Origin of the sequence: Nocardia carnea (assembly GCF_029869215.1) — a bacterium.
Lineage (GTDB): Bacteria > Actinomycetota > Actinomycetes > Mycobacteriales > Mycobacteriaceae > Nocardia > Nocardia carnea_B.
This window is the reverse complement of record NZ_JARWPM010000374.1, coordinates 14,654-35,481: the sequence shown is the minus strand read 5'-3', so window position 1 is coordinate 35,481 and position 20,828 is coordinate 14,654. Positions and strand designations below refer to the sequence as shown.

Here is a 20,828-nt window from a genome sequence, read left to right as displayed (position 1 = left end):
ACGGTACGGCCGTCATACAGCGAGGATCGGCACCTCGTACTTGTGGCACCACGGATCACGGGTGGCCAGCGTCAACCCTTCCGCGTTCGCCTGAGCCACCAGCATCCGGTCGAACGGATCGCGGTGGATCAGCGGAAGGCGGCCGGCTGCGACGGCATGGTCCGAGCCGACTTCGAGCGTCACCAGACCACTGTCACGAATACGCTCCGGCAAATCGAGCGGGCCGCCGAGTTTTCCGGCGGCCTGCTTGATCGAGACCTCCCATATCGAGACCACACTGACGAATACATCCGGATCGTGGGCGAGCTGATCCTTCAGTTCATCCGATAGGTTCGCGTCATCGGTGAGCCACCACAGAACCACGTGGGTGTCGAGCAGCAAGCTCATCGAGGTATACCGAAATCATCCGCAATCGCCGCGTTCGTCTCGTCGGAATCCCAGTCGGCCCCGAGGTCGACACCGCGCAACGAGCCACCGGCAGTGCGGTTCACCCGCCGCACCAGGGGAACCACCTTGGCCACCGGGTGCCCTGCCCGGCTGATGACGATCTCTTCACCGCGTTCGACCCGCTCGACGATGCGGGACAGATTCGTTTTCGCCTCGTGAATATTGAACTGTTCCGCCGCGCTGCCCACGATCTCCACCTCCTTAGCTAACATGTTAGCCCACCTGGCGAGCCCGGGTTTCGGTGCCGCGTGAAACCTAGCGGGAACATTCGGTTGCGCGGTCGACGGCGCGGGTGGCAGAGTCGGGCGCAACAGCGAGTCGTGAGGGAGGTGGAGAGCGTGACGGTCGATCGGATTGTCGGGCCGCGGCCGGCCGCGCCGGTCGGCGCCGCAGCGTTCTCCACCCCGAACCTCCCTCGCTGAACCCGGTCGGGTTCGGCGACCCGACGAAGGAATTTCCTCACAATGGTCGACTACGACCTGCTCATCCCCTACGGCTGGAACGAAGCACTGGCCGAGGATTATCTACCGCATATCGAACCCGGGTTCGTCCCCGCCCGGATCGTGCGGATGGATCGCGGCGAATGCGATGTCGTGACTCCGGCGGGCCCGGCCCGCGCCATCTGTCCGCGCTCGGACTCCGAGATCAGCGGCCTGTGCACCGGCGACTGGGTGGCCCTCGACGCCCGCTCCCATGTCCGTGCGCTATTGCCGCGACGTTCGGTGATCGCCCGCTCGTCGGCGTCCGGCCGGTCCGAAAGCCAGGTCCTCGCCGCCAACGTCGATACCGTGCTGATCTGCACGGCCGCCGACGGCGATGTGGATCTGGGGCGGATCGAACGGATGCTGACCCTGGTCTGGGAAGGCGGCGCCCAGCCGGTTGTCGTGCTCACCAAGGCCGACGCGGCGGACGACCTGCCGCTCGGTGAGGTCCGCGCGGTGGCCCCGGGTGCGACAGTGCTGGCCGTCAGCGCGGAAACCGGTGACGGTCTCGATGTGCTCACCGCCGTGCTCGACGGCACCGTCGCCTTGCTCGGACCGTCCGGCGCCGGGAAATCCACGCTGGCCAACGCGCTACTGGGCGCGGCGGTGTTCGCCACGAACCAGGTGCGTGCCGCCGACAAAAAGGGCCGGCACACCACCGTGCACCGGGAACTGCGTCCGCTCCCCGGCGGCGGAACGCTTATCGACACTCCCGGTCTCCGCGGTATAGGTGTGTGGGACGCCACCGAAGGCATCGGGCGCACCTTCAGCGATATCGAGGATCTCGCCCGAAATTGCCGATTCGACGACTGCGCGCACGACAGCGAGCCGGGTTGCGCGGTCCGGGAGGCGGTCGACTCCGGCGCCCTCACCCCGCGCCGCTTGCACAGCTACCGCAAACTGGCCCGGGAGAACGCTTGGCTGCAAGCCCGCACCGATAAACGGCTGCAGGCCGAACGCGACCAGGTCTGGCGCGGTATCGCCAAACAGCAACGCCGCATGTACCGCGAACGCGGCACCCGCTGACACCCGAGGGCTTCGGGGGGGGGGGGCGCCGCGCGCCGCCCCCGGGGGCGCGGGCGCCCCCCCCCGCGCCCGGTATCACACCGACCGGATATCAGAACCGGCCGGTGGGGTTCAGCGGATGCGCATGATGCCGGTGATGGTCCCCTGCCAGAGTTCGCCGTTCGTGGTCGTCAGTCCGGCCATTTGCAAGGTATCGGCGACGATGGTGGCCGACATCGGATGTTTCGCGGTGACGTCGCCGGTGGCGGGATCGATGACGCCGTAGGCGTAGCCGTCGAGCGGGGTGGTGAGGCCGAGGCCGAGCCGGAGGACGGTGTAGATATTGCCGTCGGCGGTAGACAGTTTGGGCACGGCCGCACTACGGACACTGTTCTCCCACACTGTGCGGCAGCCCTGGTCGTCGATATCGACGCGGGTCATCCCGCCGGAGAACGGCGCGATCGCGGGCTCCGCGGGGCCGGCGTCGTCGGGCACCGTCGGGTAGGGGTAGCCGTAGGTGCTCGCCACGAACACCGAGCGGCCGATACCGATCGGCGAATTCTCGCTGCCGGCGCCACCTTCGGTGAGTACCGGCTGGTTGCAGACGAGTTCGCCGGTACCGGCTCGGTACACCAGCAGATGCACCTGGCCGGCGGCGTTGTCGACGATGGTGAGGTACTCGGTGCCGTCGCCGGGCCCGAAATACGTGGGCGTCGAGCCGGTGCCCCAGCTGAGCTGCCCCGGTTTCCGTGCCGGGCCGCGGTCGTAGGCGGCGCGCCACTTCACCTTCGGCGCACCGGATCCGCGGGCGGCGAACTCGTACAGCGCGTGGGTCGTCGCGACCGCCACTCCGTCCGGCGACGACGAAATACTGTTCGCCACGCGTTCCCCCGCCGGGAGTTGGTGGGTGGTCACCCCGTCCCGCCCGGCCTTGCCGACCAGTCCCCCACCCGTGGCGAACCAGACATTGCCCGACCAGTCGGGAACCAGCCCGGTGACCGCGTCGCCCTCGGGGATCACGCCGGTCAGATCGGTGTTCTCGGCGATCGCCAGACCCCACTTACCGTCGGCACCGCGGCTGTGCGCGATCCGCAACAGTCGCCGCTCACCGTCCACGACGACCAGACGGTTCTCGTTGTCCAGGTAGGCGTAGACGCCGCCGAGCAGGCTGCCCGCGGTCAGGCTCAGCCTCGCGGCCGGCGGCCCGATGGGCCCCTGCGCGGGATCGAAGAGATAGACAGTGGGCGCACGATCGACGATGGCCGTGCACAGCGCGACGACCATCCCGTCGGACCCCTGCAGAATCGTGGGGCAGGCGGCCGCCAGCGGATCACCGGACGGGATCACCCAACCGGTACCCGGCCCGGCGAGCGGGGTGACATCGGAGGATCCGGCGTCGCCGTGCATGGTCGCGGTGCCGAGCGGCCCGAGGTGTGGATTCGCCGGACCCAATGGCCCCCAGCCGGGTTGGCCACTCGCCGGGATCGAGGTCAGCGCGAGCGCGGCGGCGAGCACCGGCAGGAGCCGGTAGGCGGAACGGGCGATTCGCATGGCGGCATATTATTGGAACTTGTTCCAGTTCGGGCCGAAACTCGGCGCCGCACTACTCCGGCACGTCGAGCACACCCTCGTCGACTGCCCATTTGATGGTCTTCTGCAACCGGTCGCACGTATCCGGCCGCCCCGGCCCGTGCCCCTTGGCGCTGAGTTCGGCGAAGACCGGGCACTGGGCGGCCGGGTCGCCGGTCCACTGCACCGACGTCTGCCGGGAGCTGCTCTTGCGGACCAGTACCTCGGTGTGGCAGGCCTGACACCGCAGCGGCGTCAGGCCTTGCTCCAGGTACCGTTCCCGGTCCACGACCGTCTGGGCCCGCACCGCGTCCCGCCGGGCAGGCTGGTCGGCAAAGTCGGGTGCTTTCGCCCAGCTGGGCATGTCAGACTCCTGCCTCCGCTTGGTCGGCGGACGCCGCCGCCTCTTCCTCGCGCTTGCGCCGGAGGTTCTCTTCGACCTCGGCTTCCCAGGCCTCGTTCGCCTTGGTCGTATCGACCTCGAACTCGAAACGCTGGGTCATCTTCTCCGTGACGTCCGCGACATCGACATAGAACTGCTCGTACCAGCGGCGCAGCTGGTAGACCGGCCCGTCTTCCTCACAGAGCAGCGGGTTCTCGACCTTGGACTTGTGCTTCCAGATCTCGACGTCCTGCAGGAAGCCGTCACCGAAGAAATCGGCCATGGTCTTGGCCAGATTCTGCGAGGTCTCGTCGTCGAGGCCCTTCGGCTTCTCGACGGTCAGGCCCCACTGCAGCATGAACGAATCCTGCGTCACCGGGTAGTGGCAGTTGATCAGGTTGACTGTGATCTCGTAGCCGCCGTAGCTGTTGATCAGGGGGTTGATCATGTAGGAGGGCCCGAAGTAGGAAGCCTCCGACTTGAGCAGCTGATCACCGGCATACTTGGCGCCCATCCCGATATCGGGACGGCCCTTGGTCTCCAGGAACTGAGTGGCGACATGCCCCTCGAACACGTTCTTGAAGTAGGTGGGGAACGCGTAGTGGATATAGAAGAAGTGGGCCATATCCACCACGTTGTCGATGATCTCGCGGCAGTTCGCGCCCTCGATCAGCAACGAGTTCCAGGTCCATTCGGTCCAGCCGCTGTCGAGTTCCTCTTTCGGATTGCCGTCGGCATCGGTATAGGGGCCCTTGATGTACGGGATGGTCACCTCGGGCGGCGGTTCGTTGCCTTCGTGGTCGTGCCAGACGAAGAGCTGACCGTTGCGTTCCAGGGTGGTCCAGCGCCGGGTCCGGGCCAGCGGCGGCACCCGCCGGGCGTACGGGATGGACGTGCACTTACCGTTCGCACCCCAGCGCCAGTCGTGGAACGGGCAGGCGATGTCGTCGCCCTTGATCTCGCCCATGCTGAGGTCGCCGCCCATATGGCGGCAGTACGCGTCGAGTACGTGCAGTTCGTCGTTGCTGTCGGCCCAGATCACGAGTTTGGTTCCGAATGCCTGTACCGAATGCGGTTTGCCGTCGCGGAAGTTCTGGGCCAGTCCCAGGCAATGCCATCCGCGCGCGTACCGGGTGGGAGTCGAACCGACGTCGAGTTCCCGTACCTTCGCCTTCGCCCCACCGCTCGCCGGGGTTACTGCCATCGCGATTCCTCCTCCTGCTGTACTAGAACACGTTACAAAACTGGCGCCCCGAACGCCAGCGATTCACGCCACATCCAGCACATGTCGCATATTCCCGGCACACGAACACCGGTTCTCGACATGAACAAGAACCTGTTCTAGTCTCAGAAGTAAATTCTGCGCCGAGCAGATGACTACCGGTTAGCAAACGACCAGGCAGGAGCAGGGCCGGAGATGACGCGAGAAGTGACCGAACGGGTCGAAGCGCTATTGCCCACGCTGCGCGCCCGCGCACAGGAAGCCGAAGACCTTCGGCAGATTCCCGACGAAACGATCAAGGACCTGCAGGAGGCCGGCTTCTTCCGGCTGCTGCAGCCCAAGCAGTGGGGTGGTCTCGCGGCGGATCCGGTCGTCTTCTACGACACCGTGCGCAAGATCGCCAGCGCCTGCGGTTCCACCGGCTGGGTCGCGGGCATCATCGGCGTGCACAACTGGCATCTGGCCCTGTTCGGTCAGGAGGCGCAGGAAGAGGTGTGGGGTGAGGACACCGATGTGCGGATCTCCTCCTCCTACGCGCCGATGGGCGCCGGTACCGTGGTCGACGGTGGCTATCAGGTGAGCGGGTCGTGGGCCTGGTCGTCGGGTTCGGGCCACGCCGACTGGACCTTCGTCGGCGGCCCGGTGATCAAGAACGGTAAGCCGGTCGATTTCGGCAGCTTCCTGATCCCGCGCTCGGAATACGAGATCGACGACGTCTGGAACGTGGTCGGGCTGCGCGGCACCGGGTCGAACACCCTGGTGGTGAAGGATGTTTTCGTGCCCAGGCACCGGTTCCTGAGCTACAAGACCATGAACGACCTGAAATCGCCGGGCCTGGAACGCAATACCGATCCGGTCTACAAGATGCCGTGGGGCACCATCCACCCCACCACCATCTCGGCGCCGATCGTCGGTATGGCCTACGGCGCCTACGAGGCGCATGTCGAGCATCAGGGCAAGCGCGTGCGCGCCGCCTACGCCGGCGAGAAGGCCAAGGAGGACCCGTTCACCAAGGTGCGGATCGCCGAGGCGTCCAGCGATATCGACGCCGCGTGGCGGCAGCTCTCGGGCAATGTCGCCGAGGAATACGCGCTGCTGCTGGAAGGTAAGGAAATCCCCTTCGACCTGCGCGTACGCGCCCGCCGCGACCAGGTCCGCGCGACCGGGCGGGCCATCGCCTCGATCGACAAATTGTTCGAGAGCTCCGGTGCCACGGCGCTGGTGAACGGCACGCCGCTGCAGCGGTTCTGGCGCGACGCGCATGCCGGCCGGGTGCACGCCTCCAACGATCCGGAACGCGCCTACGTCATGTACGGCACCCACGAGTTCGGCCTGCCGGTCTCGGACGGGATGGTGTGATGACCTCGACCGCCGAACTCACCTACGAGTCCACCTCGAAGTTCGCGCAGGTCCGGCCGGATCTGAAACTGCACTATCACGAGGCGGGGATCGGGAACGGTCCCACCATCGTCCTGCTGCACGGCGGCGGGCCGGGTGCGTCGTCGTGGTCGAACTTCTCCCGCAATATCCCGGTGCTGGCCCGCGATTTCCACGTGCTCGCGGTGGACCAGCCCGGCTACGGGCAGTCCGACAAGCCGACCGAACACCCGCAGTACTTCGTACACAGTTCGTCCGCGCTGAAGGATCTGCTGGACACCCTGGAGATCACCGAACGCGTTCATCTGCTGGGCAATTCGCTCGGCGGCGGCGCGGCGGTACGGTTCGCGCTCGACTACCCCGATCGCGCCGGGAAGCTGATCCTGATGGGTCCCGGCGGACTCAGCACGAACCTGTTCGCACCCGACCCCACCGAGGGCGTCAAACTGCTCGGCAAATTCAATATGGAGCCGACCCGGGAGAATCTCGAGGCGTTCCTGCGAATCATGGTGTTCGACCAGTCCCTGGTGACGCCGGAGCTGATCGAGGAGCGCTTCGCCTCGGCGAGCACACCCGAAGCGCTGGCCGCCACGCGGGCCATGGGCAAGTCCTTCGCTAGTGCCGATTTCGAGAAGGGCATGCTCTGGCGGGACGCCTACAAACTGCGTCAGCCGGTGCTGCTGATCTGGGGCCGGGAAGACCGGGTGAACCCGCTCGACGGCGCGCTGGTCGCGCTGAAGAACATCCCGCGCGCGCAACTGCACGTGTTCGGTGGGTGCGGGCACTGGGCCCAGCTCGAGAAGTTCGCCGAGTTCAACCGGCTGGCCACCGATTTCCTGCTCGGCGTCAAGGAGAAATGACGATGAGTATCAAGGCGCTCGGCTATATGCGTATCGAAGCCACCGATATGGCGGCGTGGCGCGAGTTCGGGTTGAAGGTGCTCGGCATGATGGAGGGCAGCGGGGCGAACCCCGACGCGCTCTACCTGCGGATGGACGATTTCGCCGCGCGGCTGGTGATCGTGCCGGGCGAGCAGGACCGGCTGCTGGTGTCCGGCTGGGAGGTCACCGACGGCCCGGCGCTGCAGCGGTTGCGGGAGACCCTCGACAAGGAGGGCATCCCCTACACCGAGGGCACCAAGGAGGAACTGGCCGAACGCCGGGTCGAGGGCATGATCCGGTTCCAGGATCCGTCCGAGAACACCCTGGAGGCGTTCTACGGTGCGCAGTACCTCGGCCGCCGGTTCGTAAGCCCCTACGGGCACAAGTTCGTCACCGCGGAACAGGGTCTCGGGCATGTGGTGCTCACCTGCACCGACGATGCCGCGGCACAGGCCTTCTACCAGGACGTGCTGGGCTTCCGGCTGCGCGATTCCATGCGGCTGCCACCGCAGCTGGTCGGTCGCCCGGAAGACGGTGATCCGGCCTGGCTGCGGTTCTACGGTTGCAATCCCCGCCATCACGCGCTGGCATTCATGCCGCTCCCCAACCCGACCGGCATCGTGCATCTCATGGTCGAGGTGGAGAACTCCGACGATGTCGGCCTCTGCCTGGATCGCGCCCAGCGCAAGAAGGTGAAGATGTCGGCCACCCTCGGCCGGCATATCAACGACAAGATGCTGTCGTTCTATATGAAGACCCCCGGCGGATTCGATATCGAATTCGGTTGCGAGGGGCTGGAAGTCGACGACCACAGCTGGATCGCCCGGGAATCCACCGCGGTGAGCCTGTGGGGACACGACTTCTCCGTGGGATTCAAATGATCCGCGGCCGTGCCCGGTGCGATACTCGCACCGGGCACGGCTGATATCCGGCGGTCCGTACGCCGGCAGCTCCAGGTACGAGGCGAGGACGGTATGAACGTGACGGCACCAGCGGACCCGGCGGACGGCGCCCCCGAAACGGCGGCCGACCAGCCCACCATCGACCCCCGGCAGTTCCGCAATATCCTCGGCCAGTTCTGCACGGGAATCACGGTGATCACCACGTTCACCGGTGAGGACACGCCGATCGGTTTCGCCTGCCAGTCCTTCGCCGCGCTCTCCCTCGACCCGCCGCTCGTCCTCTTCTGCCCGACCAAGGGCTCGCGTTCCTGGGCCGCCATCGAGGAGAACGGCCGCTTCTGCGTGAATGTCCTCGCCGAGGAACAGCAGCCGGTCTGCGCGAAATTCGGCTCCCGCGAGCCGGACAAGTTCGCCGGAACCGATTGGCACACTTCGGAGCTGGGCCTTCCCCGGCTCGGCAACTCGCTGGCCACCATCGAATGCGCGGTGGACCGGGTGGTGGACGGCGGCGATCACTACATCGTCATCGGCCGGGTGCATGCCATGACCGAAACCGCCGCCACCACCAACGGCCGCCCGCTGCTGTTCTACCGCGGCCAGTACACCGCCATCGAACCGGAGAAGACCACCCCGGCCCCTTGGCGCGCCGATCTGGACGATTTCCTCACCACCACGACGCTCGACACCTGGCTCTAGTAGGCGGCGCCGCCGGGAGCGAGGTCCGGGGCGGCGCGACCGAAAGTAGTCCCCGAACGGGCCCGTGCTCGCCGGGGTTTACCGTCTCCGCCCTAGCGGCGGGCGCTCTCGGCGGCGGACAGCAAGGTCGCCGCCGCGGTACGCGCCTGCTGCGCCGCACGCGGGCCCTCGTCCTGGACAACGGCCGTGACCATGGCACCGTTGGCGAGAATCATGAGCTGGTCGGCGAGACCCGGGGGAAATGAGCCTGCGGCGACGAGTTCGGCCAGATAGTCGCGCATCGCCGTTTTGTGCCGGCGCGCGATCCGGCCCACGTCGTCCGAGGTCCCGCCCAGTTCCCCGACGGTGTTGATGAACAGGCACCCCCGGAAGGCGGGCTCGGCGAACCATTCGAGCAGGAAATCGAATACGGCCAGGATCCGGTCCCGCGGTGTATCGGCCCGCGCCTCGACATAGTCGGCGATCGCCGTGCGCACATCCCGGTCGCGCTGCTCCAAGACCGCGCACACCAGCGCGGATTTCGAAGGGAAGAGGCGGTAGAGCCGCTTCAACGGCACGTTCGCGGCGTCGCGGATGCTGTCCATCCCGACCGCCTGCACGCCGCGGTCGTTGAACAGGCGATCGGCCGCGGCGAGCACCTGCGCTGCTTCGGTCGGATCCGGCACAGCGACCTCCTTGCGTTGAGAACCTTCGTTCTCCTACACTAGCAACGGCCGCGAGAACGCTCGTTCTCACCCTTGGCTCCGAAGGAGAGATCAATGAACCCGAATACCGCCACCAAGACCGCCGTCCTCGTGCTGAGCGACCCCAACGGTGGCGACGAAGCACTGGGCCGCATGTTCAACGCCCTTGCCGCCGCCTACGATTTCGACCAGGCGGGCGACGAGGTCCGGGTGCAATTCCAGGGCGCGGGCACCCGCTGGCCGGAACTGCTGGAATCCCCCGAACATCCCGCCTACGAGGTCTATCAGGCGGTACGGCACACAATCGCCGGTATCTCGTGTGGCTGCAGCGATCTCTTCGGCGGCCGGGACGGCGCCACCGCGGCCGGCCTCGACCTGATCAAGGACAACCCCCTGCCGGGCACCTCCGGCGTGGCCAGCGTGCGGGCGCTCGTCGACAACGGATACGCCATCCTGGCGTTCTGACCATGGAGCATTTCTTCGCGCTCACCTTCGGAGCGGAGGAGCAGGCGCACCAGCGCCGGAAAGGCTCATTCGACCGCTACGAACACGCGCTTTCCGCCGCGCCCGTGCCCACCGGCCTGGGCGCGGCGGAAGCCGAATTCCTGCAGCGCCGCGACAGTTTCTACATCGCCTCCACCGGCGCCAACGGCTGGCCGTATGTGCAACACCGCGGCGGCCCGCCCGGCTTCGTGAACGTCACCGGCCCGACGCAATTGGTGTGGGCGGAGAGCACCGGCAACCGCCAGTTCATCACCGCCGGGCATCTCGACCACGACGACCGCGTCGCGATCATCGCCGTGGACTATCCGAACAGGAAGCGGCTCAAGATACTCGGCCACGCCCGGTTCGATCCGGATCCCGCACCGGAAGTGCTCGAACGACTCCACCCTGCGGGCCGTCTCGAAGGCATCATGACCGTCGAAGTGGTGGCCTTCGACTGGAACTGCCCCAAATACATCACCCCGCGCTTCACCGTGGACGAGATGCGGGCCGCCACCGCACCGCTGCGAGAACGTATCGACCGGCTCGAGGCGGAGCTCGCCGCTCACCGGGCCGCAGCCGGTCGATCGCCGTCCTGACCGGCCCCTGTCCACACCAGAGAGGTTCTGATGACCGATAGCCGACCCCCGTGTCCTCCGTTCACCGCGGCGACCGCCCTCCAGAAGGTCCGCGCCGCCGAGGCCGCGTGGAATACCCGCGACCCGCAACGGGTGGCCCTCGCCTACACGCCCGACTCGGTGTGGCGCAATCGCGAACAGTTCGTCACCGGACGAGCCGAGATCGTCGAGTTCCTCACCGCCAAATGGGAGCGGGAGCTCGACTACGCACTCCGCAAGAGCCTGTGGAGCTTCGGCGAGAACCGTATCGCTGTCCGCTTCCAGTACGAATGGCACGACACCGCGGGCAGCTGGTGGCGCAGCTACGGCAACGAACTGTGGGAGTTCGACGAGCACGGCCTGATGCGGCGCCGGGAAGCGAGCATCAACGATGTCGCGATAGCCGAAACCGACCGAAGGATCCGCGGTCCACGCGCCGAAAACGAAAACGACGTGGATATTCCGCTCGAGTAGGCCGGGGCCCGCCGGCGGGGCCGGACCGGGAAGCAACCGCGCGGTTCGCACGGCCCGACCGGTCCGGCCCGCGCCGGTAGCGGGCATCGACCGCGCACTACGGATGCGCGCCGGCCAGCTCCTCCACGATCCGCTCCAGACCCATTCCGGCCCGGCCGTCGGCGATCATGCGGTCGATGAGGTTCTTGATCGGTCCGACGATATCCAGGGCGACGCCGGCGTCGCGGCTGGCGCGGACTATCGCGTCGAAGGCCGGTTTGTGGAATTTCGCGGGCTGTACGTCGTCGGTGTAGTCGCCGCTGTCGATGACCTCCGCGTAGGCCGGTATCAGCTCGGCCATAGCGGTGACATAGGCGGCGGCCCGGGGAGCGAACGATGAAGCACTGACACCGGCCGAACGCACCATGGCGGCGCCGTGGAAGAAGCCGGTGAACATGGCGTACATACCGGCAAGCAGCGCGAAATCGTACAACGCCGCGGTTCCGGGGTCGTCGCCGAAGTATTCCGCGGTGGCGAGTTTTTCGAAATCCGCACGGTATCGCTCGTAGCCGGCCGCGGAGCCGCTGTAGAGGATGGAGGCGCCCGGGCCGCCGATCATCGGCGGAACCGCCATGATGCCGCCGTCGAGGTAGTCGATACCGTGGCCGGCCGCCCAGCGACCGAGTTCGCGGGAATCCTCCGGCGCGGTGCTGGTGAGGTTGACCAGGGTCTTACCCGGCAGCCGGCCGGCGACCGGATCGAAGACCGCGTGCACCGAGGCGTGGTCGCTGAGTACGGCGATCACCAGATCGGCCGGGGCGATGGCAGCCGCCGGTTCCGGCGCGCTCTCCGCACCCAGCGCGACGAGATCGGTGTCCTTTCCGGGCGTACGGTTCCATACGAGTGTGCGATTGCCAGACTTGACGAGGGTCGCGGCGATGGCCCGGCCCATCGGTCCGAGGCCGAGCACGGCCACGGTTGTCTGCTCGTTTGCGGTCATATCCGCCGACTCCTTACTGAAGCGTTGATTTCGGTGAACTCGAGCTGGGCGCGCCGGGACCAACATTCGCCGACGCCGGGTGTCGGTACAAGTACCTACTATTCGGTGGGGTACTAACCGCAACGTATGTGAGCAGGCCGGAGGCCTATATGGGTGCGAAGAGATTCGGGCCGTACTTCTGTGGGATCGACGCCGCCATGGATGTCATCAGCGGCAAATGGAAAGGCCTGATCCTGTGGGAACTCGAGAACTACGGGGTGCGCCGGTTCGGCGAACTACGCCGCGGGCTTCCCGGCGTCTCGGAGAAAATGCTGATCCAGCAGTTACGGGAACTGGAAGAAGACGGCCTCATCGAGCGCCGGGTGTATCCGGAAGTGCCACCGCGGGTCGAATACCGCCTCACCGGTCTCGGCCGGTCGCTCAACACCGCCCTGGAACCGCTCGGGGCGTGGGGGCGCGAGCATATCGAACGGATCGGCGCGACACGTGTGCATCCACCGGCCGAAACGAGGCAACCGGACACGGCACCGGCCGCGGCCGCGAGCCATGACCTCGCGCACGCGGTGACCGGACCGGTCCGACGGAACCCGGCACCGTAGGAGAACCGGGTCCTGCCGATCGTCTCCCGCTACCCGGATGCGGCCGGTAGCCGCCGGGCGCACCGGCGGCATGCTGGACGGGCCGGCCGTCCACGCTGCTCCGGATAGCTTCCGGCCGGCCCGGTTCTACTCGTCCGAATCGTTCCGGGGACGCGGGCGGGGGCCGATCTGATCGAGCAGGGTGTTGACCTCGTCCGGAAAACCGTTCGTCACCGGTTTCGGGGTTTTGCTCGGAAACCGCCGCGTGACATGCTCTTCCGCGGCCGATCCGGGCAGGACATAGACCGTTTCGGCTTTGTTCTGCAATGGGCGCACCACCTCGTTGAGATGGCCTTTCCGATCATCGATGAAGGCGCCGATGACATCCTCCCCCGCCGGACACACGGCCATACAGTATCCGGCCTTGTAGTTGGGTTTGAACGACAGGCTCTGCCACATCGAGAACGATTCGCCGGTGGTCACGCGCTTGCGGTATTCGTCGCGGCTGCCGCTGTCGGCCACGGTTTCGGCCCAGTCGGTGAAGCCGCCCATGAATTCCCGGTAGTTGTGCGTGTAGCACGCCTGGAAGTCGAATCCGTCGTTCTCGGTGATGGCTCCCACCGGGCAGGCGGAGATGCACAGTTTGCATTCGAGGCACGGATTGAAGTCCAGCGCGGCGCTGTGTTCGTCGACCACGGCATCGGTGACCACGGTGCCCAGCAGAATGAAATTCCCGAACTTCGGGTGAATCACATTGCGGTGTATTCCCATAACACCCAGGCCCGCCGCTTCGGCGATCACCTTGTGCGCGATCACCCAGACCCGCCCGGGGAACTGCTCGACCTCCATCGGGTATCCCGGCGACGGGTAGACCGCGCGGTAGCCGGCGTCCTGCAGCGCCCGGGTGATGCGGCGCGCGACTTCGTTGGTGTCGTCGTCGGCGTGGTTGAACTCGGTATTGGCAAGGCTGCGCATGGGGCTGCGCAGGTTGTCGCGATTCATCCGCACGCAGAAGGAGACGAACGTGCGTGCCGTGGGCAGGATTCCCCGGGCATGCTCCAATTCTTCGGTCACCCGCTGATCGTCGACCGCCACGAATCCCACATCGTCGGCGCCCGCATCCAGGCATATCCGCTGCAACTCAGCGGCCGTCAGCACGGGTTCCGGGGCTGTGCGTGATTGTCCGGTGACTTTCTTGACAGTGGGGTGGTCGGCCAGCCGCGGCCGTGTCGAGGGTTCTGGGTCCATGGTCGACATAGGTCCTCCTGATCCGTCCGAGACCAGCACGGGCCTCATAGGGTATGGACACCGTGAGACGGCGAAACTCATCGCGCGGCCGAGCGCCCTTCCGGCCGGTCCCGTCCTGAGCCGGATATGGTTCCGGATCCGAAGGCTGCGTTGCGGGCACGGCGGAGTTCGGTAATTCTGGAACCATCCCTGTTTCGGCTTGCCGAGGAGCGCACATGCCGGTCGTATTCGCCCGCGTCGCCGCCGTACCGGTCAGTCTCTGGCTGATCGTCCTGCTCATCGCCGACCCCGCCTACCGGGCGGACAATATCTACGCGGTTCCGGACTTCACGTTCTCACTGTTACTGCTCACCGCCGCCTTCTTGCCGACGCGTATCGCGGTGCCCGCCATGATCACCGGATTCCTGTTCGGCGCGGGCGTTATCACGATCGCCGCTCTGGACCGGTTCGATCAGGGCCAGACCCCGCAGGGCATCCTGAATCTGGCGATCGTCGCCCTCTACCTCGCAACGGCCGCACTCCTGATCCGCCGGATATCTGCGCCGCGGCCGCTGGCCGCATAGCCGGGCCGGCCGGTGTTCCCGGCCTGCCGGTCATACCGGTGCGGCGACGAGGTCCGCGCCGGCCCGCTCGATCACCTCGTCGAGCACCTCACGGGAGCGCACGAGATCGGCGATCATCCGGTTGATCCGGTCGCGTTCGACCTCCAGCTCGGCGACGAGCGCGGGTGTGGCGGATTCGTTGGCGCCGCCGTCGGTATCACGCATGCAGGGCAGAATCTGCACGATTTTCTTACTGCACAGGCCGGCCGCGAACAGCTCCTGGATATGGATGACACGGTCGACCGCCTGCTCCGGATAGTCGCGATGGCCGCCCGGGGTGCGCTGCGCGGTCAACAACCCCTGTTCCTCGTAGTAACGCAGGGATCGTTCGCTGACGCCGGTACGCTGAGCAAGCTCTCCGATTCGCATTCCTACCTCGCAGTTTCCTCCTCGGACTTGAACCTCACATCAATGTCAGGTCTTACCGTCCGGATATGACAACCACAGCACCCCGCCTTCTATTCACCCCGGCTCGGCTCGGCGGCCTCGACCTCCCGCATCGACTGGTGATGGCGCCGCTCACCCGCAACCGCGCCGAAGCCGACGGCACCCCGTCCGATCTGATGGTGAACTATTACGCCCAGCGCGCGTCCGCCGGGCTGATCATCGCCGAAGCCGCCACCCCGAACCAGGTGGGTCAGACCTACGCCAATATTCCCGGTATCCACCGTGACGCACACATCACCGGCTGGCGGCGAGTCACCGAGGCGGTGGCGGCGGCCGGTGGTGCCATGTTCCTGCAATTGCAGCACGGCGGGCGGGTCGGTCATCCCGCCAACAGCGGTCTGGTGCCGGTCGCGCCGTCGCCGATCGCGCTTCCCGAGCCGATTCACACACCGGCCGGCCGCCAGGATGCGGTGCGGCCACACGAGTTGTCGATGGGGGAAATCGGTTCGACTACAGCGGACTTCGTCACCGCAGCCCGCAACGCGATCGCCGCCGGTTTCGCCGGTGTCGAGGTGCACAGCGCGAACGGCTATCTGCTGCACCAGTTCCTGGCCGGAAACACCAATCGCCGCACGGACGCCTACGGTGGCCCGATCGGGAACCGGATCCGTTTCACGGTCGAGGTCGTCGAAGCAGTCGCGGCGGCGATCGGCGCCGAACGGGTGGGCGTGCGTATCTCGCCGGCCAACCCCGTGAACGGGATAGTGGAAACGGATACGGCCGCGCTCTACCCGGCTCTCGTCGCCGCGCTGGCCGGCCACGGACTCGCCTACCTGCATATCGTCCGTACCGATTCGGCGGACCCGCTGCTGCACCGGCTCCGGGATATCTGGCCCGGAGTCCTTCTCGCCAACCCGGCGCAGCCGGGCGCCACCCGTGATCCCGCCGCGATCACAGCCGAAGCGGAGCGCCACCTCGCCGCCGGCGCCGACCTCATCGCCCTCGGCCGCGCCTTCCTCGCCAACCCCGATCTGGTACGGCGTTTGCGAATCGGCGCCTCGCTCAACGAACTACGTGAAGGACACCTGATGTATGTAGGTGGCCCAGAGGGCTACACCGACTATCCGATCCTCCCGGCTGCGGCGGCATGAAGCCGGTCAACCGTCCGTTCGGTCCCCGACCGGCTGCCGCAGGATCGTCCGCTGTTTCTCCGGTGCGACCCGGCGGAAGTCGCTGAGGTAGATCTCGTGATGGCGGCCGGTCATGCGCAGCCCGTGGCCGGGGATGAATTCGTGATGCATACGGGCGAGCACCTCGGCTTCGTCGTCGAACGAGCCGAGGTGCAGGGTCTGCACACAGCGGCCCTCGGACAGCGACTCCAGCCGGACCTCGGCCAGCCGTGCCGGGCGGTTCTTCGCACCGGCCTGTTCGACGGCGGCGGTGAACATCTCCCGGTCGATCCATTCCGGGGTCATGATCAGCAGCGTCCAGTCCCACCGTGATTTGTCCCGGGCCGCGGTGAAGGAGTCCATCTCCTCGGCCCACCACAGCCCTTCCAGCGGCATCACGACGTAGTCGCGGCCGAGGTCGCGTTTACTGGCGAACTTCAGCTTGTAGGCCACCGGGTACAGCGCCTCGACCGCCTCGGCGAAGACCGGTGACGTATTGGGGTCGCCGTGGCCGTCGATCATGAGGTACTGCAACTGCGGAACCTCGACAATCCGGAAGTGGCCGCGTTTCGCCTGATAGGAGTCGAGGGTTTTCTTGAAGTCGGTCTTGTCTGCCATCAGGCGCCCGCCGCTGCGGTACGGACACCCGTGCGCTTCCGGGTTTCACTCACGAAGGCCAACGTACTGGTGGATCAGGCCGGTTTCCGTCCGCAACTACGCAACACCCCGAATTCGCGGAACGCCGGTCACCATGCGCTGGAAATAGCGCGGAGTTCGGTGATGCTCATGCTCCGCCTGCGGCGGACCAGGTTACGCAACGTACCCGCGTTGAGGTATCCCACCCGGGTGGCCACAGCCTCCAGCGGAAGCGACGTCGTCCGCAGCAGCTGCGCCGCGTGTTCGATGCGGATATCGTGCACGAAATCACGGGGCGACATGCCCAGTTCGGCATGGGTAGCCCGTTGCAGCGTTCGTTCGGTGACGCCGAGTTGCTGTGCAGCGGCCGAGATGCGGAACTGTTCGCCGATATTGCGCCGAACCCAGCGTTCGAAGTCCGCGATCAGCGAATTACCCCGGGCCATCACCTCGGGAACGATATGGCCTGCCTGGGCACGTGCACTTCCCAGCACCAGCCGCCGCGCAGCCTGCTCGGCCACGGCGGGACTCACCGCGCGGATCAACGCCAATGCCAGGTCGACGTGGGCGAGATAGGCACCGGCCGTGACCGCGGTGGCGGTTCGGCACACGACCAGGCTCTCGTCCAGGTCGACCGCCGGGTACCGTTTGCGGAAGGCAGGACCGAGCCACCAGCTCGTCGTCGCCTGCAATCCATCGAGCACACCGGCTTCGGCGAGATAGAACGTACCGGCGCAGGCGCCCGCGACCTGCATTCCGGAATGGTGGGCCCGCTCGATCCCTTCCAGTATCGGCCGGCTCCCGGCGCCCGATACGTGGGCGATGAGTTCCTGCGGTTCACCGACGCCCAAGGCAGGCACTATCAGCACCCCGCCGCCGGCCGATCCGTCCGCGCTGTCCGGACGGTCCGCCAGGGCCACTGTCGGCACGGTGTAGCCGCCGGCGGATCGGACACTGCTGCCTGTCGACACGGTGGAGACCCGCCACGGAGGAGGCGGCGTCGCGAGCGTGTCCCGGAGCCGGTTGGCGAGGGCGAATGTCTCCAGAACCGCCGCGAGCCCGAAATCGGCGACACCGTCCATGGCGAAAACTGCGATGTCCATGTCGGAAACAGTACCGAAGATGTCGTATCCGACACTTCAAACGCGCATATTGCCGCCCTACTGTCAGTTCATCCACTCGGCCGGGGGCACACCCCGGACGAAATCGCCGCGACCCGGAGCCTCACATATGCCACCGCTTGTCCCGACCGCCGGAACCCATCACATTCGCTTGACCGTTACCGATATCGAGCGTTCCCGCCGCTTCTACGCCGAAGTGCTCGGATTCCCAGTGGCCGCCGAATCCTCCGGTGACTCCGCGGATCCGGCTGTCCGCACCGACCCGTTCGCCCTCTACGGCGGCGTCGTTTTCCAGGCGAACGGCATGCTGCTGGGTCTGCGCCCGGTCGCCGCGGCAACCGACCGGTTCGACCCCGACCGGGTGGGTCTCGACCACCTCAGTTTCACGGTCGGCACCCGCGAAGACCTCGTCGATGCGGCTGCCCGGCTGGACGCGGCCGCGGTGCCCCACGGACAGATCATCGAAATGGAACAGTTCGGGATAGCGATTCTTTCCTTCGACGATCCCGACGGCATCCAGCTAGAACTCACCGCACCGATCTGATCCTTGACCGCCGGCCCGGCCGCGACGGTGAACGAACGCGAACAACCCGGATGGTGCACTATGGACGGCCACACCTCTCGGCAAACCCACACGCTGGCCCCGTTCCCACAGCTGTGGGCGAGGTGGACGGTGGCGGCGGCCGCTTTCGCCGCGGCACGGGATCCACGCGGGCCCCGCATCCTGCCGCTGCTCGCCTGGTTCCGGAACGGCCCGCGCAGCGGGTCGGTGCTGCATGCGCTGCCGGGAGGTCGGGCAGCGCTGTGGGGCGAGGTGCCGATCGGTTCACCGGCGCACGGCACGGTGCGGACGTTCGGCTACCGGTGGGAGGCCGGTCATTGGTATGTGGCCGAACCGCCCCTGCCGTTCGCCGAGTACCGGCCGGCGCTTCCCGGTATCTGGAGCACCGACGAAACCGCCGACCTCGTCGTCGCCCTCGTCGACGACGAGCAACGACGCGCAGCGGCGGTCGAGATCGTGTGCGCTACCGAACTCGGCACCGTCACACGGTCACTGATCGCCGAGACCTTCGGCGATCACGAGCGGTTCGATATCGCCGCCGCCACCCGTCAACTCGCGATGGCCGGAGCGCTGGCACCCACCGGGATCGGGAGACCGTGCGATTTTCCGGGCACACCGGCACCGCCGGCCCACTACTCGGTGGCGGATCAGATTCCCCTTATGAACTCGGCCTCGTTCGCCCGGCTTCCCGTCGCGCCGCCCGCGCTCAGCTGCTCACCGGCCGCGCTCCGGCCCGCGCGCCGGCCGGAGAATATGCAGTCCGCCAGCGAGAGACCGCTGACATAGGAGTTCACACATATTCCGGCCGCTGTCCGGCCGGCCGCGTACAGGCCCGGGATATCGGCGCCGTCGGCACCTTTGACCGCGCCCGTATCCTCGTCGACCAGTAAACCGCCGACAGTGAACATCGGGCAGGGGTTGGTCAGGCTGGGTTTGATCGAGACGTCCAGTAGCCAATACGGGCCGGCACCGACCGGGCGGACGTATTCGGCGGGTTTACCCACCGGATCCGGCGCGCCGGTGGCGTAGGCAGTGTTGTGTGCGGCGACGGTTTCCCGCAGGCCCATGGCATCGATACCGGCGGCGGCGGCCACCGCGTCGAGAGTCTTGCCGCGTTCGGCCTTGCGGCGCATCACCTCGAACTGCATCCGCTGGAACCACGCGGCCTGCGGCCCGATCTGCGAGATCGCCTTCCGCATGAGTTCTTCGTCGGCGAGCAGGAAGCCGATTCCATCGTGCCGGTTGATGAGGGCGTCGCCGACCGCGGCACCGTAGCGGGTTTCGTCGATCACCCGCTGCCCTTTCCCGTCGACCAGAAGCGCGCCGGCGAACGAACTCGGCGGCAGCAGGAATCGCCAGGCCGAGACGTTGCCCATCCGGTCGGTGGCGGCGCCGGCACTACGGCCCAGTTCGATACCGCTGCCGTCGTCACCGGAACTGCCCAGCGCGAGCCCGTTCTTGTAGGCGGGGGCGTAGGCATGCAGCATCTCCCGGTTGGCGATGAAACCGCCCGCGGTGAGAACCACACCGCGCCGGGCCAGGACCCGGAGGGTGGTGCCGTAGCGGCGGTCCAGGCGGGCGAGCTGTTTTTCCAGCGCACGGCGCAGCGGCGGATAATAGATACCGGGTTTGGCGGCGGCCGCGGCCAGCCGGATGTAGCGGGCACGAACCCGGGCGGGCGCCTCGCGCAGGGTGCGGCACTGCACCCCGACCACGGCGCCGGTGTCGTCGGTGAGCAGCGCGGTGGCCGTGGTGAGGGTTTCGACGCGCACCCCCATACGCTCGGCGGACCGCGCGAGCGGGGCGAAAAGCTTCTTCCCAGAGGTACCCCAGCCCTTGACCCGATGACCGCGCTGCGCCGGGGTGATGTCGTGGAACGCCCCGGAGATCTCGCTACCGGAGTAGTAGAGGTAGTAGTCGTTGTTCGGGTACGAGGTCTTGTACGGGCACAGCGAGGCCTCGAACGGCACCCCGTGCCCGGTCAGCCAGTCGATCATCGCGGGACTGTCCGCAACGAAACGGCGCAGGGTGGCGGGGCGGACCGCATCGCCGACCTCACGTTCCAGATAGGCGTGCATCAGCTCCGGCGTGTCCTCGACCCCGGCCGCGCGCTGCACCCAGGTACCGCCACCGGCGTAGATGATGCCACCGGAGAGGGCGGTCGCTCCGCCGCCGGTGAATCGGTCCATTACGAGAACCTGGGCGCCGTCCTCGGTGGCCTGTAGCGCCGTCGCCGCGCCCGCCGCCCCGTACCCGACGACCACGACATCCGCGGTCAGATCCCATACCTGCGCCATCCAGCCCACTCCACCGAAATTGAAACGAG

Annotated in this window: 23 protein-coding genes and 1 pseudogene; 12 read left to right on the top strand and 12 right to left on the bottom strand. The window is 66.9% G+C overall.

Features of this window, described 5'->3' with window-relative positions:
- Positions 1–12 precede the first annotated feature (12 nt).
- Together QH276_RS26950 and QH276_RS26945 are read right to left on the bottom strand one after the other, a co-directional pair.
- Complete coding sequence (locus QH276_RS26950) at positions 13–387, bottom strand: type II toxin-antitoxin system VapC family toxin (RefSeq protein ID WP_280399317.1); 375 nt, start codon at positions 385–387, stop codon at positions 13–15.
- Positions 384–659 (bottom strand): type II toxin-antitoxin system Phd/YefM family antitoxin, encoded by a 276-nt coding sequence (locus QH276_RS26945; protein ID WP_280399316.1) that lies wholly within the window; start codon positions 657–659, stop codon positions 384–386. Before QH276_RS26945 ends, QH276_RS26950 begins: the two co-directional genes overlap by 4 nt.
- 252 nt (positions 660–911) lie before the next feature.
- Between QH276_RS26945 and rsgA the strand changes: the two genes are divergently transcribed.
- Positions 912–1,955: a ribosome small subunit-dependent GTPase A gene (gene rsgA / locus QH276_RS26940; protein WP_280399315.1), complete on the top strand. Its 1,044-nt coding sequence runs from the start codon at positions 912–914 to the stop codon at positions 1,953–1,955.
- Positions 1,956–2,066: 111 nt separating this feature from the next.
- Here the strand turns inward: rsgA and QH276_RS26935 are convergent, their stop codons facing one another.
- From QH276_RS26935 to QH276_RS26925, 3 genes are read right to left on the bottom strand one after another with little or no spacing between them, the layout of a single operon-like run.
- The gene (locus QH276_RS26935) at positions 2,067–3,485 is read right to left on the bottom strand and encodes a hypothetical protein (RefSeq protein ID WP_280399314.1); all 1,419 of its coding nucleotides are present in this window, start codon (positions 3,483–3,485) and stop codon (positions 2,067–2,069) included.
- A gap of 52 nt (positions 3,486–3,537) precedes the next feature.
- Positions 3,538–3,867, bottom strand: coding sequence for a hypothetical protein (locus QH276_RS26930; protein WP_280399313.1), 330 nt, complete (start codon positions 3,865–3,867; stop codon positions 3,538–3,540).
- Between the two features lies 1 nt (position 3,868).
- Complete coding sequence (locus QH276_RS26925) at positions 3,869–5,089, bottom strand: Rieske 2Fe-2S domain-containing protein (protein ID WP_280399312.1); 1,221 nt, start codon at positions 5,087–5,089, stop codon at positions 3,869–3,871.
- Positions 5,090–5,302: 213 nt separating this feature from the next.
- On the opposite strand from QH276_RS26925, the gene hsaA reads away from it, so the two are divergent.
- From hsaA to hsaB, 4 genes are all read left to right on the top strand, one after another.
- On the top strand, positions 5,303–6,466 hold the full coding sequence (gene hsaA / locus QH276_RS26920) for a 3-hydroxy-9,10-secoandrosta-1,3,5(10)-triene-9,17-dione monooxygenase oxygenase subunit (protein ID WP_280399311.1): 1,164 nt from the start codon (positions 5,303–5,305) through the stop codon (positions 6,464–6,466).
- Positions 6,466–7,344 carry a 4,5:9,10-diseco-3-hydroxy-5,9,17-trioxoandrosta-1(10),2-diene-4-oate hydrolase gene (hsaD, locus tag QH276_RS26915; protein ID WP_280399310.1) on the top strand — a complete coding sequence of 293 codons (879 nt, stop codon included), beginning with the start codon at positions 6,466–6,468 and terminating at the stop codon, positions 7,342–7,344. The genes hsaA and hsaD overlap by 1 nt, the downstream gene beginning before the upstream one ends.
- A gap of 2 nt (positions 7,345–7,346) precedes the next feature.
- A complete protein-coding gene (gene hsaC / locus QH276_RS26910; RefSeq protein ID WP_280399309.1) occupies positions 7,347–8,246 on the top strand; it encodes an iron-dependent extradiol dioxygenase HsaC in 900 nt (299 codons plus the stop codon).
- A 99-nt stretch (positions 8,247–8,345) separates the two neighbouring features.
- Positions 8,346–8,963, top strand: a complete 618-nt coding sequence (gene hsaB, locus QH276_RS26905) for a 3-hydroxy-9,10-secoandrosta-1,3,5(10)-triene-9,17-dione monooxygenase reductase subunit (protein WP_280396692.1) — start codon at positions 8,346–8,348, stop codon at positions 8,961–8,963.
- A 92-nt stretch (positions 8,964–9,055) separates the two neighbouring features.
- Here the strand turns inward: hsaB and QH276_RS26900 are convergent, their stop codons facing one another.
- The gene (locus QH276_RS26900) at positions 9,056–9,628 is read right to left on the bottom strand and encodes a TetR/AcrR family transcriptional regulator (protein ID WP_280396691.1); all 573 of its coding nucleotides are present in this window, start codon (positions 9,626–9,628) and stop codon (positions 9,056–9,058) included.
- Positions 9,629–9,721: 93 nt separating this feature from the next.
- On the opposite strand from QH276_RS26900, the gene QH276_RS26895 reads away from it, so the two are divergent.
- The 3 genes from QH276_RS26895 to QH276_RS26885 are packed head-to-tail and all read left to right on the top strand — an operon-like array spanning position 9,722 to position 11,220.
- The gene (locus tag QH276_RS26895; RefSeq protein ID WP_280396690.1) at positions 9,722–10,111 is read left to right on the top strand and encodes a hypothetical protein; all 390 of its coding nucleotides are present in this window, start codon (positions 9,722–9,724) and stop codon (positions 10,109–10,111) included.
- 2 nt (positions 10,112–10,113) lie between these two features.
- Positions 10,114–10,728 (top strand): pyridoxamine 5'-phosphate oxidase family protein, encoded by a 615-nt coding sequence (locus tag QH276_RS26890; protein WP_280396689.1) that lies wholly within the window; start codon positions 10,114–10,116, stop codon positions 10,726–10,728.
- A 30-nt stretch (positions 10,729–10,758) separates the two neighbouring features.
- Positions 10,759–11,220, top strand: coding sequence for a nuclear transport factor 2 family protein (locus tag QH276_RS26885; protein WP_280396688.1), 462 nt, complete (start codon positions 10,759–10,761; stop codon positions 11,218–11,220).
- A gap of 97 nt (positions 11,221–11,317) precedes the next feature.
- Here the strand turns inward: QH276_RS26885 and QH276_RS26880 are convergent, their stop codons facing one another.
- Positions 11,318–12,265 carry an NAD(P)-dependent oxidoreductase gene (locus QH276_RS26880; RefSeq protein ID WP_280396687.1) on the bottom strand — a complete coding sequence of 316 codons (948 nt, stop codon included), beginning with the start codon at positions 12,263–12,265 and terminating at the stop codon, positions 11,318–11,320.
- Between the two features lie 83 nt (positions 12,266–12,348).
- On the opposite strand from QH276_RS26880, the pseudogene QH276_RS26875 reads away from it, so the two are divergent.
- Positions 12,349–12,690 (top strand): annotated as a pseudogene (locus tag QH276_RS26875) (winged helix-turn-helix transcriptional regulator); the annotation flags it as partial.
- A gap of 234 nt (positions 12,691–12,924) precedes the next feature.
- On the opposite strand, the gene QH276_RS26870 reads toward QH276_RS26875, so the two are convergent.
- On the bottom strand, positions 12,925–14,034 hold the full coding sequence (locus QH276_RS26870; RefSeq protein ID WP_280396686.1) for a 4Fe-4S binding protein: 1,110 nt from the start codon (positions 14,032–14,034) through the stop codon (positions 12,925–12,927).
- Between the two features lie 206 nt (positions 14,035–14,240).
- Between QH276_RS26870 and QH276_RS26865 the strand changes: the two genes are divergently transcribed.
- Positions 14,241–14,588 (top strand): hypothetical protein, encoded by a 348-nt coding sequence (locus tag QH276_RS26865; RefSeq protein ID WP_280396685.1) that lies wholly within the window; start codon positions 14,241–14,243, stop codon positions 14,586–14,588.
- Positions 14,589–14,618: 30 nt separating this feature from the next.
- Here the strand turns inward: QH276_RS26865 and QH276_RS26860 are convergent, their stop codons facing one another.
- The gene (locus tag QH276_RS26860) at positions 14,619–14,996 is read right to left on the bottom strand and encodes a MerR family transcriptional regulator (protein WP_280396684.1); all 378 of its coding nucleotides are present in this window, start codon (positions 14,994–14,996) and stop codon (positions 14,619–14,621) included.
- A gap of 65 nt (positions 14,997–15,061) precedes the next feature.
- On the opposite strand from QH276_RS26860, the gene QH276_RS26855 reads away from it, so the two are divergent.
- Positions 15,062–16,165 carry an alkene reductase gene (locus tag QH276_RS26855; RefSeq protein WP_280396683.1) on the top strand — a complete coding sequence of 368 codons (1,104 nt, stop codon included), beginning with the start codon at positions 15,062–15,064 and terminating at the stop codon, positions 16,163–16,165.
- Positions 16,166–16,171: 6 nt separating this feature from the next.
- Here QH276_RS26855 and QH276_RS26850 read toward each other — a convergent pair whose 3' ends face one another.
- Together QH276_RS26850 and QH276_RS26845 are read right to left on the bottom strand one after the other, a co-directional pair.
- The gene (locus tag QH276_RS26850) at positions 16,172–16,801 is read right to left on the bottom strand and encodes a GyrI-like domain-containing protein (RefSeq protein ID WP_280396682.1); all 630 of its coding nucleotides are present in this window, start codon (positions 16,799–16,801) and stop codon (positions 16,172–16,174) included.
- A gap of 128 nt (positions 16,802–16,929) precedes the next feature.
- Entirely contained in the window at positions 16,930–17,922 is a 993-nt protein-coding gene (locus tag QH276_RS26845) for a GlxA family transcriptional regulator (RefSeq protein ID WP_280396681.1), read from the bottom strand.
- Between the two features lie 127 nt (positions 17,923–18,049).
- Here QH276_RS26845 and QH276_RS26840 point away from each other — a divergent pair, with 127 nt between their 5' ends.
- Positions 18,050–18,484 carry a VOC family protein gene (locus QH276_RS26840; protein ID WP_280396680.1) on the top strand — a complete coding sequence of 145 codons (435 nt, stop codon included), beginning with the start codon at positions 18,050–18,052 and terminating at the stop codon, positions 18,482–18,484.
- A gap of 665 nt (positions 18,485–19,149) precedes the next feature.
- Here QH276_RS26840 and QH276_RS26835 read toward each other — a convergent pair.
- The gene (locus QH276_RS26835; protein ID WP_280396679.1) at positions 19,150–20,799 is read right to left on the bottom strand and encodes an FAD-binding protein; all 1,650 of its coding nucleotides are present in this window, start codon (positions 20,797–20,799) and stop codon (positions 19,150–19,152) included.
- Positions 20,800–20,828: the final 29 nt, after the last annotated feature.

What these genes read in the sequence shown, in the direction of transcription:
- QH276_RS26950 (WP_280399317.1), bottom strand. Translation starts at nt 387, where the DNA reads ATGAGCTTGCTGCTCGACACCCACGTGGTTCTGTGGTGGCTCACCGAT.
- QH276_RS26945 (WP_280399316.1), bottom strand. Translation starts at nt 659, where the DNA reads ATGTTAGCTAAGGAGGTGGAGATCGTGGGCAGCGCGGCGGAACAGTTC.
- rsgA (WP_280399315.1), top strand. Translation starts at nt 912, where the DNA reads ATGGTCGACTACGACCTGCTCATCCCCTACGGCTGGAACGAAGCACTG.
- QH276_RS26935 (WP_280399314.1), bottom strand. Translation starts at nt 3,485, where the DNA reads ATGCGAATCGCCCGTTCCGCCTACCGGCTCCTGCCGGTGCTCGCCGCC.
- QH276_RS26930 (WP_280399313.1), bottom strand. Translation starts at nt 3,867, where the DNA reads ATGCCCAGCTGGGCGAAAGCACCCGACTTTGCCGACCAGCCTGCCCGG.
- QH276_RS26925 (WP_280399312.1), bottom strand. Translation starts at nt 5,089, where the DNA reads ATGGCAGTAACCCCGGCGAGCGGTGGGGCGAAGGCGAAGGTACGGGAA.
- hsaA (WP_280399311.1), top strand. Translation starts at nt 5,303, where the DNA reads ATGACGCGAGAAGTGACCGAACGGGTCGAAGCGCTATTGCCCACGCTG.
- hsaD (WP_280399310.1), top strand. Translation starts at nt 6,466, where the DNA reads ATGACCTCGACCGCCGAACTCACCTACGAGTCCACCTCGAAGTTCGCG.
- hsaC (WP_280399309.1), top strand. Translation starts at nt 7,347, where the DNA reads ATGAGTATCAAGGCGCTCGGCTATATGCGTATCGAAGCCACCGATATG.
- QH276_RS26895 (WP_280396690.1), top strand. Translation starts at nt 9,722, where the DNA reads ATGAACCCGAATACCGCCACCAAGACCGCCGTCCTCGTGCTGAGCGAC.
- QH276_RS26890 (WP_280396689.1), top strand. Translation starts at nt 10,114, where the DNA reads ATGGAGCATTTCTTCGCGCTCACCTTCGGAGCGGAGGAGCAGGCGCAC.
- QH276_RS26885 (WP_280396688.1), top strand. Translation starts at nt 10,759, where the DNA reads ATGACCGATAGCCGACCCCCGTGTCCTCCGTTCACCGCGGCGACCGCC.
- QH276_RS26880 (WP_280396687.1), bottom strand. Translation starts at nt 12,265, where the DNA reads ATGTTGGTCCCGGCGCGCCCAGCTCGAGTTCACCGAAATCAACGCTTC.
- QH276_RS26870 (WP_280396686.1), bottom strand. Translation starts at nt 14,034, where the DNA reads ATGTCGACCATGGACCCAGAACCCTCGACACGGCCGCGGCTGGCCGAC.
- QH276_RS26865 (WP_280396685.1), top strand. Translation starts at nt 14,241, where the DNA reads ATGCCGGTCGTATTCGCCCGCGTCGCCGCCGTACCGGTCAGTCTCTGG.
- QH276_RS26860 (WP_280396684.1), bottom strand. Translation starts at nt 14,996, where the DNA reads ATGCGAATCGGAGAGCTTGCTCAGCGTACCGGCGTCAGCGAACGATCC.
- QH276_RS26855 (WP_280396683.1), top strand. Translation starts at nt 15,062, where the DNA reads ATGACAACCACAGCACCCCGCCTTCTATTCACCCCGGCTCGGCTCGGC.
- QH276_RS26850 (WP_280396682.1), bottom strand. Translation starts at nt 16,801, where the DNA reads ATGGCAGACAAGACCGACTTCAAGAAAACCCTCGACTCCTATCAGGCG.
- QH276_RS26845 (WP_280396681.1), bottom strand. Translation starts at nt 17,922, where the DNA reads ATGGACATCGCAGTTTTCGCCATGGACGGTGTCGCCGATTTCGGGCTC.
- QH276_RS26840 (WP_280396680.1), top strand. Translation starts at nt 18,050, where the DNA reads ATGCCACCGCTTGTCCCGACCGCCGGAACCCATCACATTCGCTTGACC.
- QH276_RS26835 (WP_280396679.1), bottom strand. Translation starts at nt 20,799, where the DNA reads ATGGCGCAGGTATGGGATCTGACCGCGGATGTCGTGGTCGTCGGGTAC.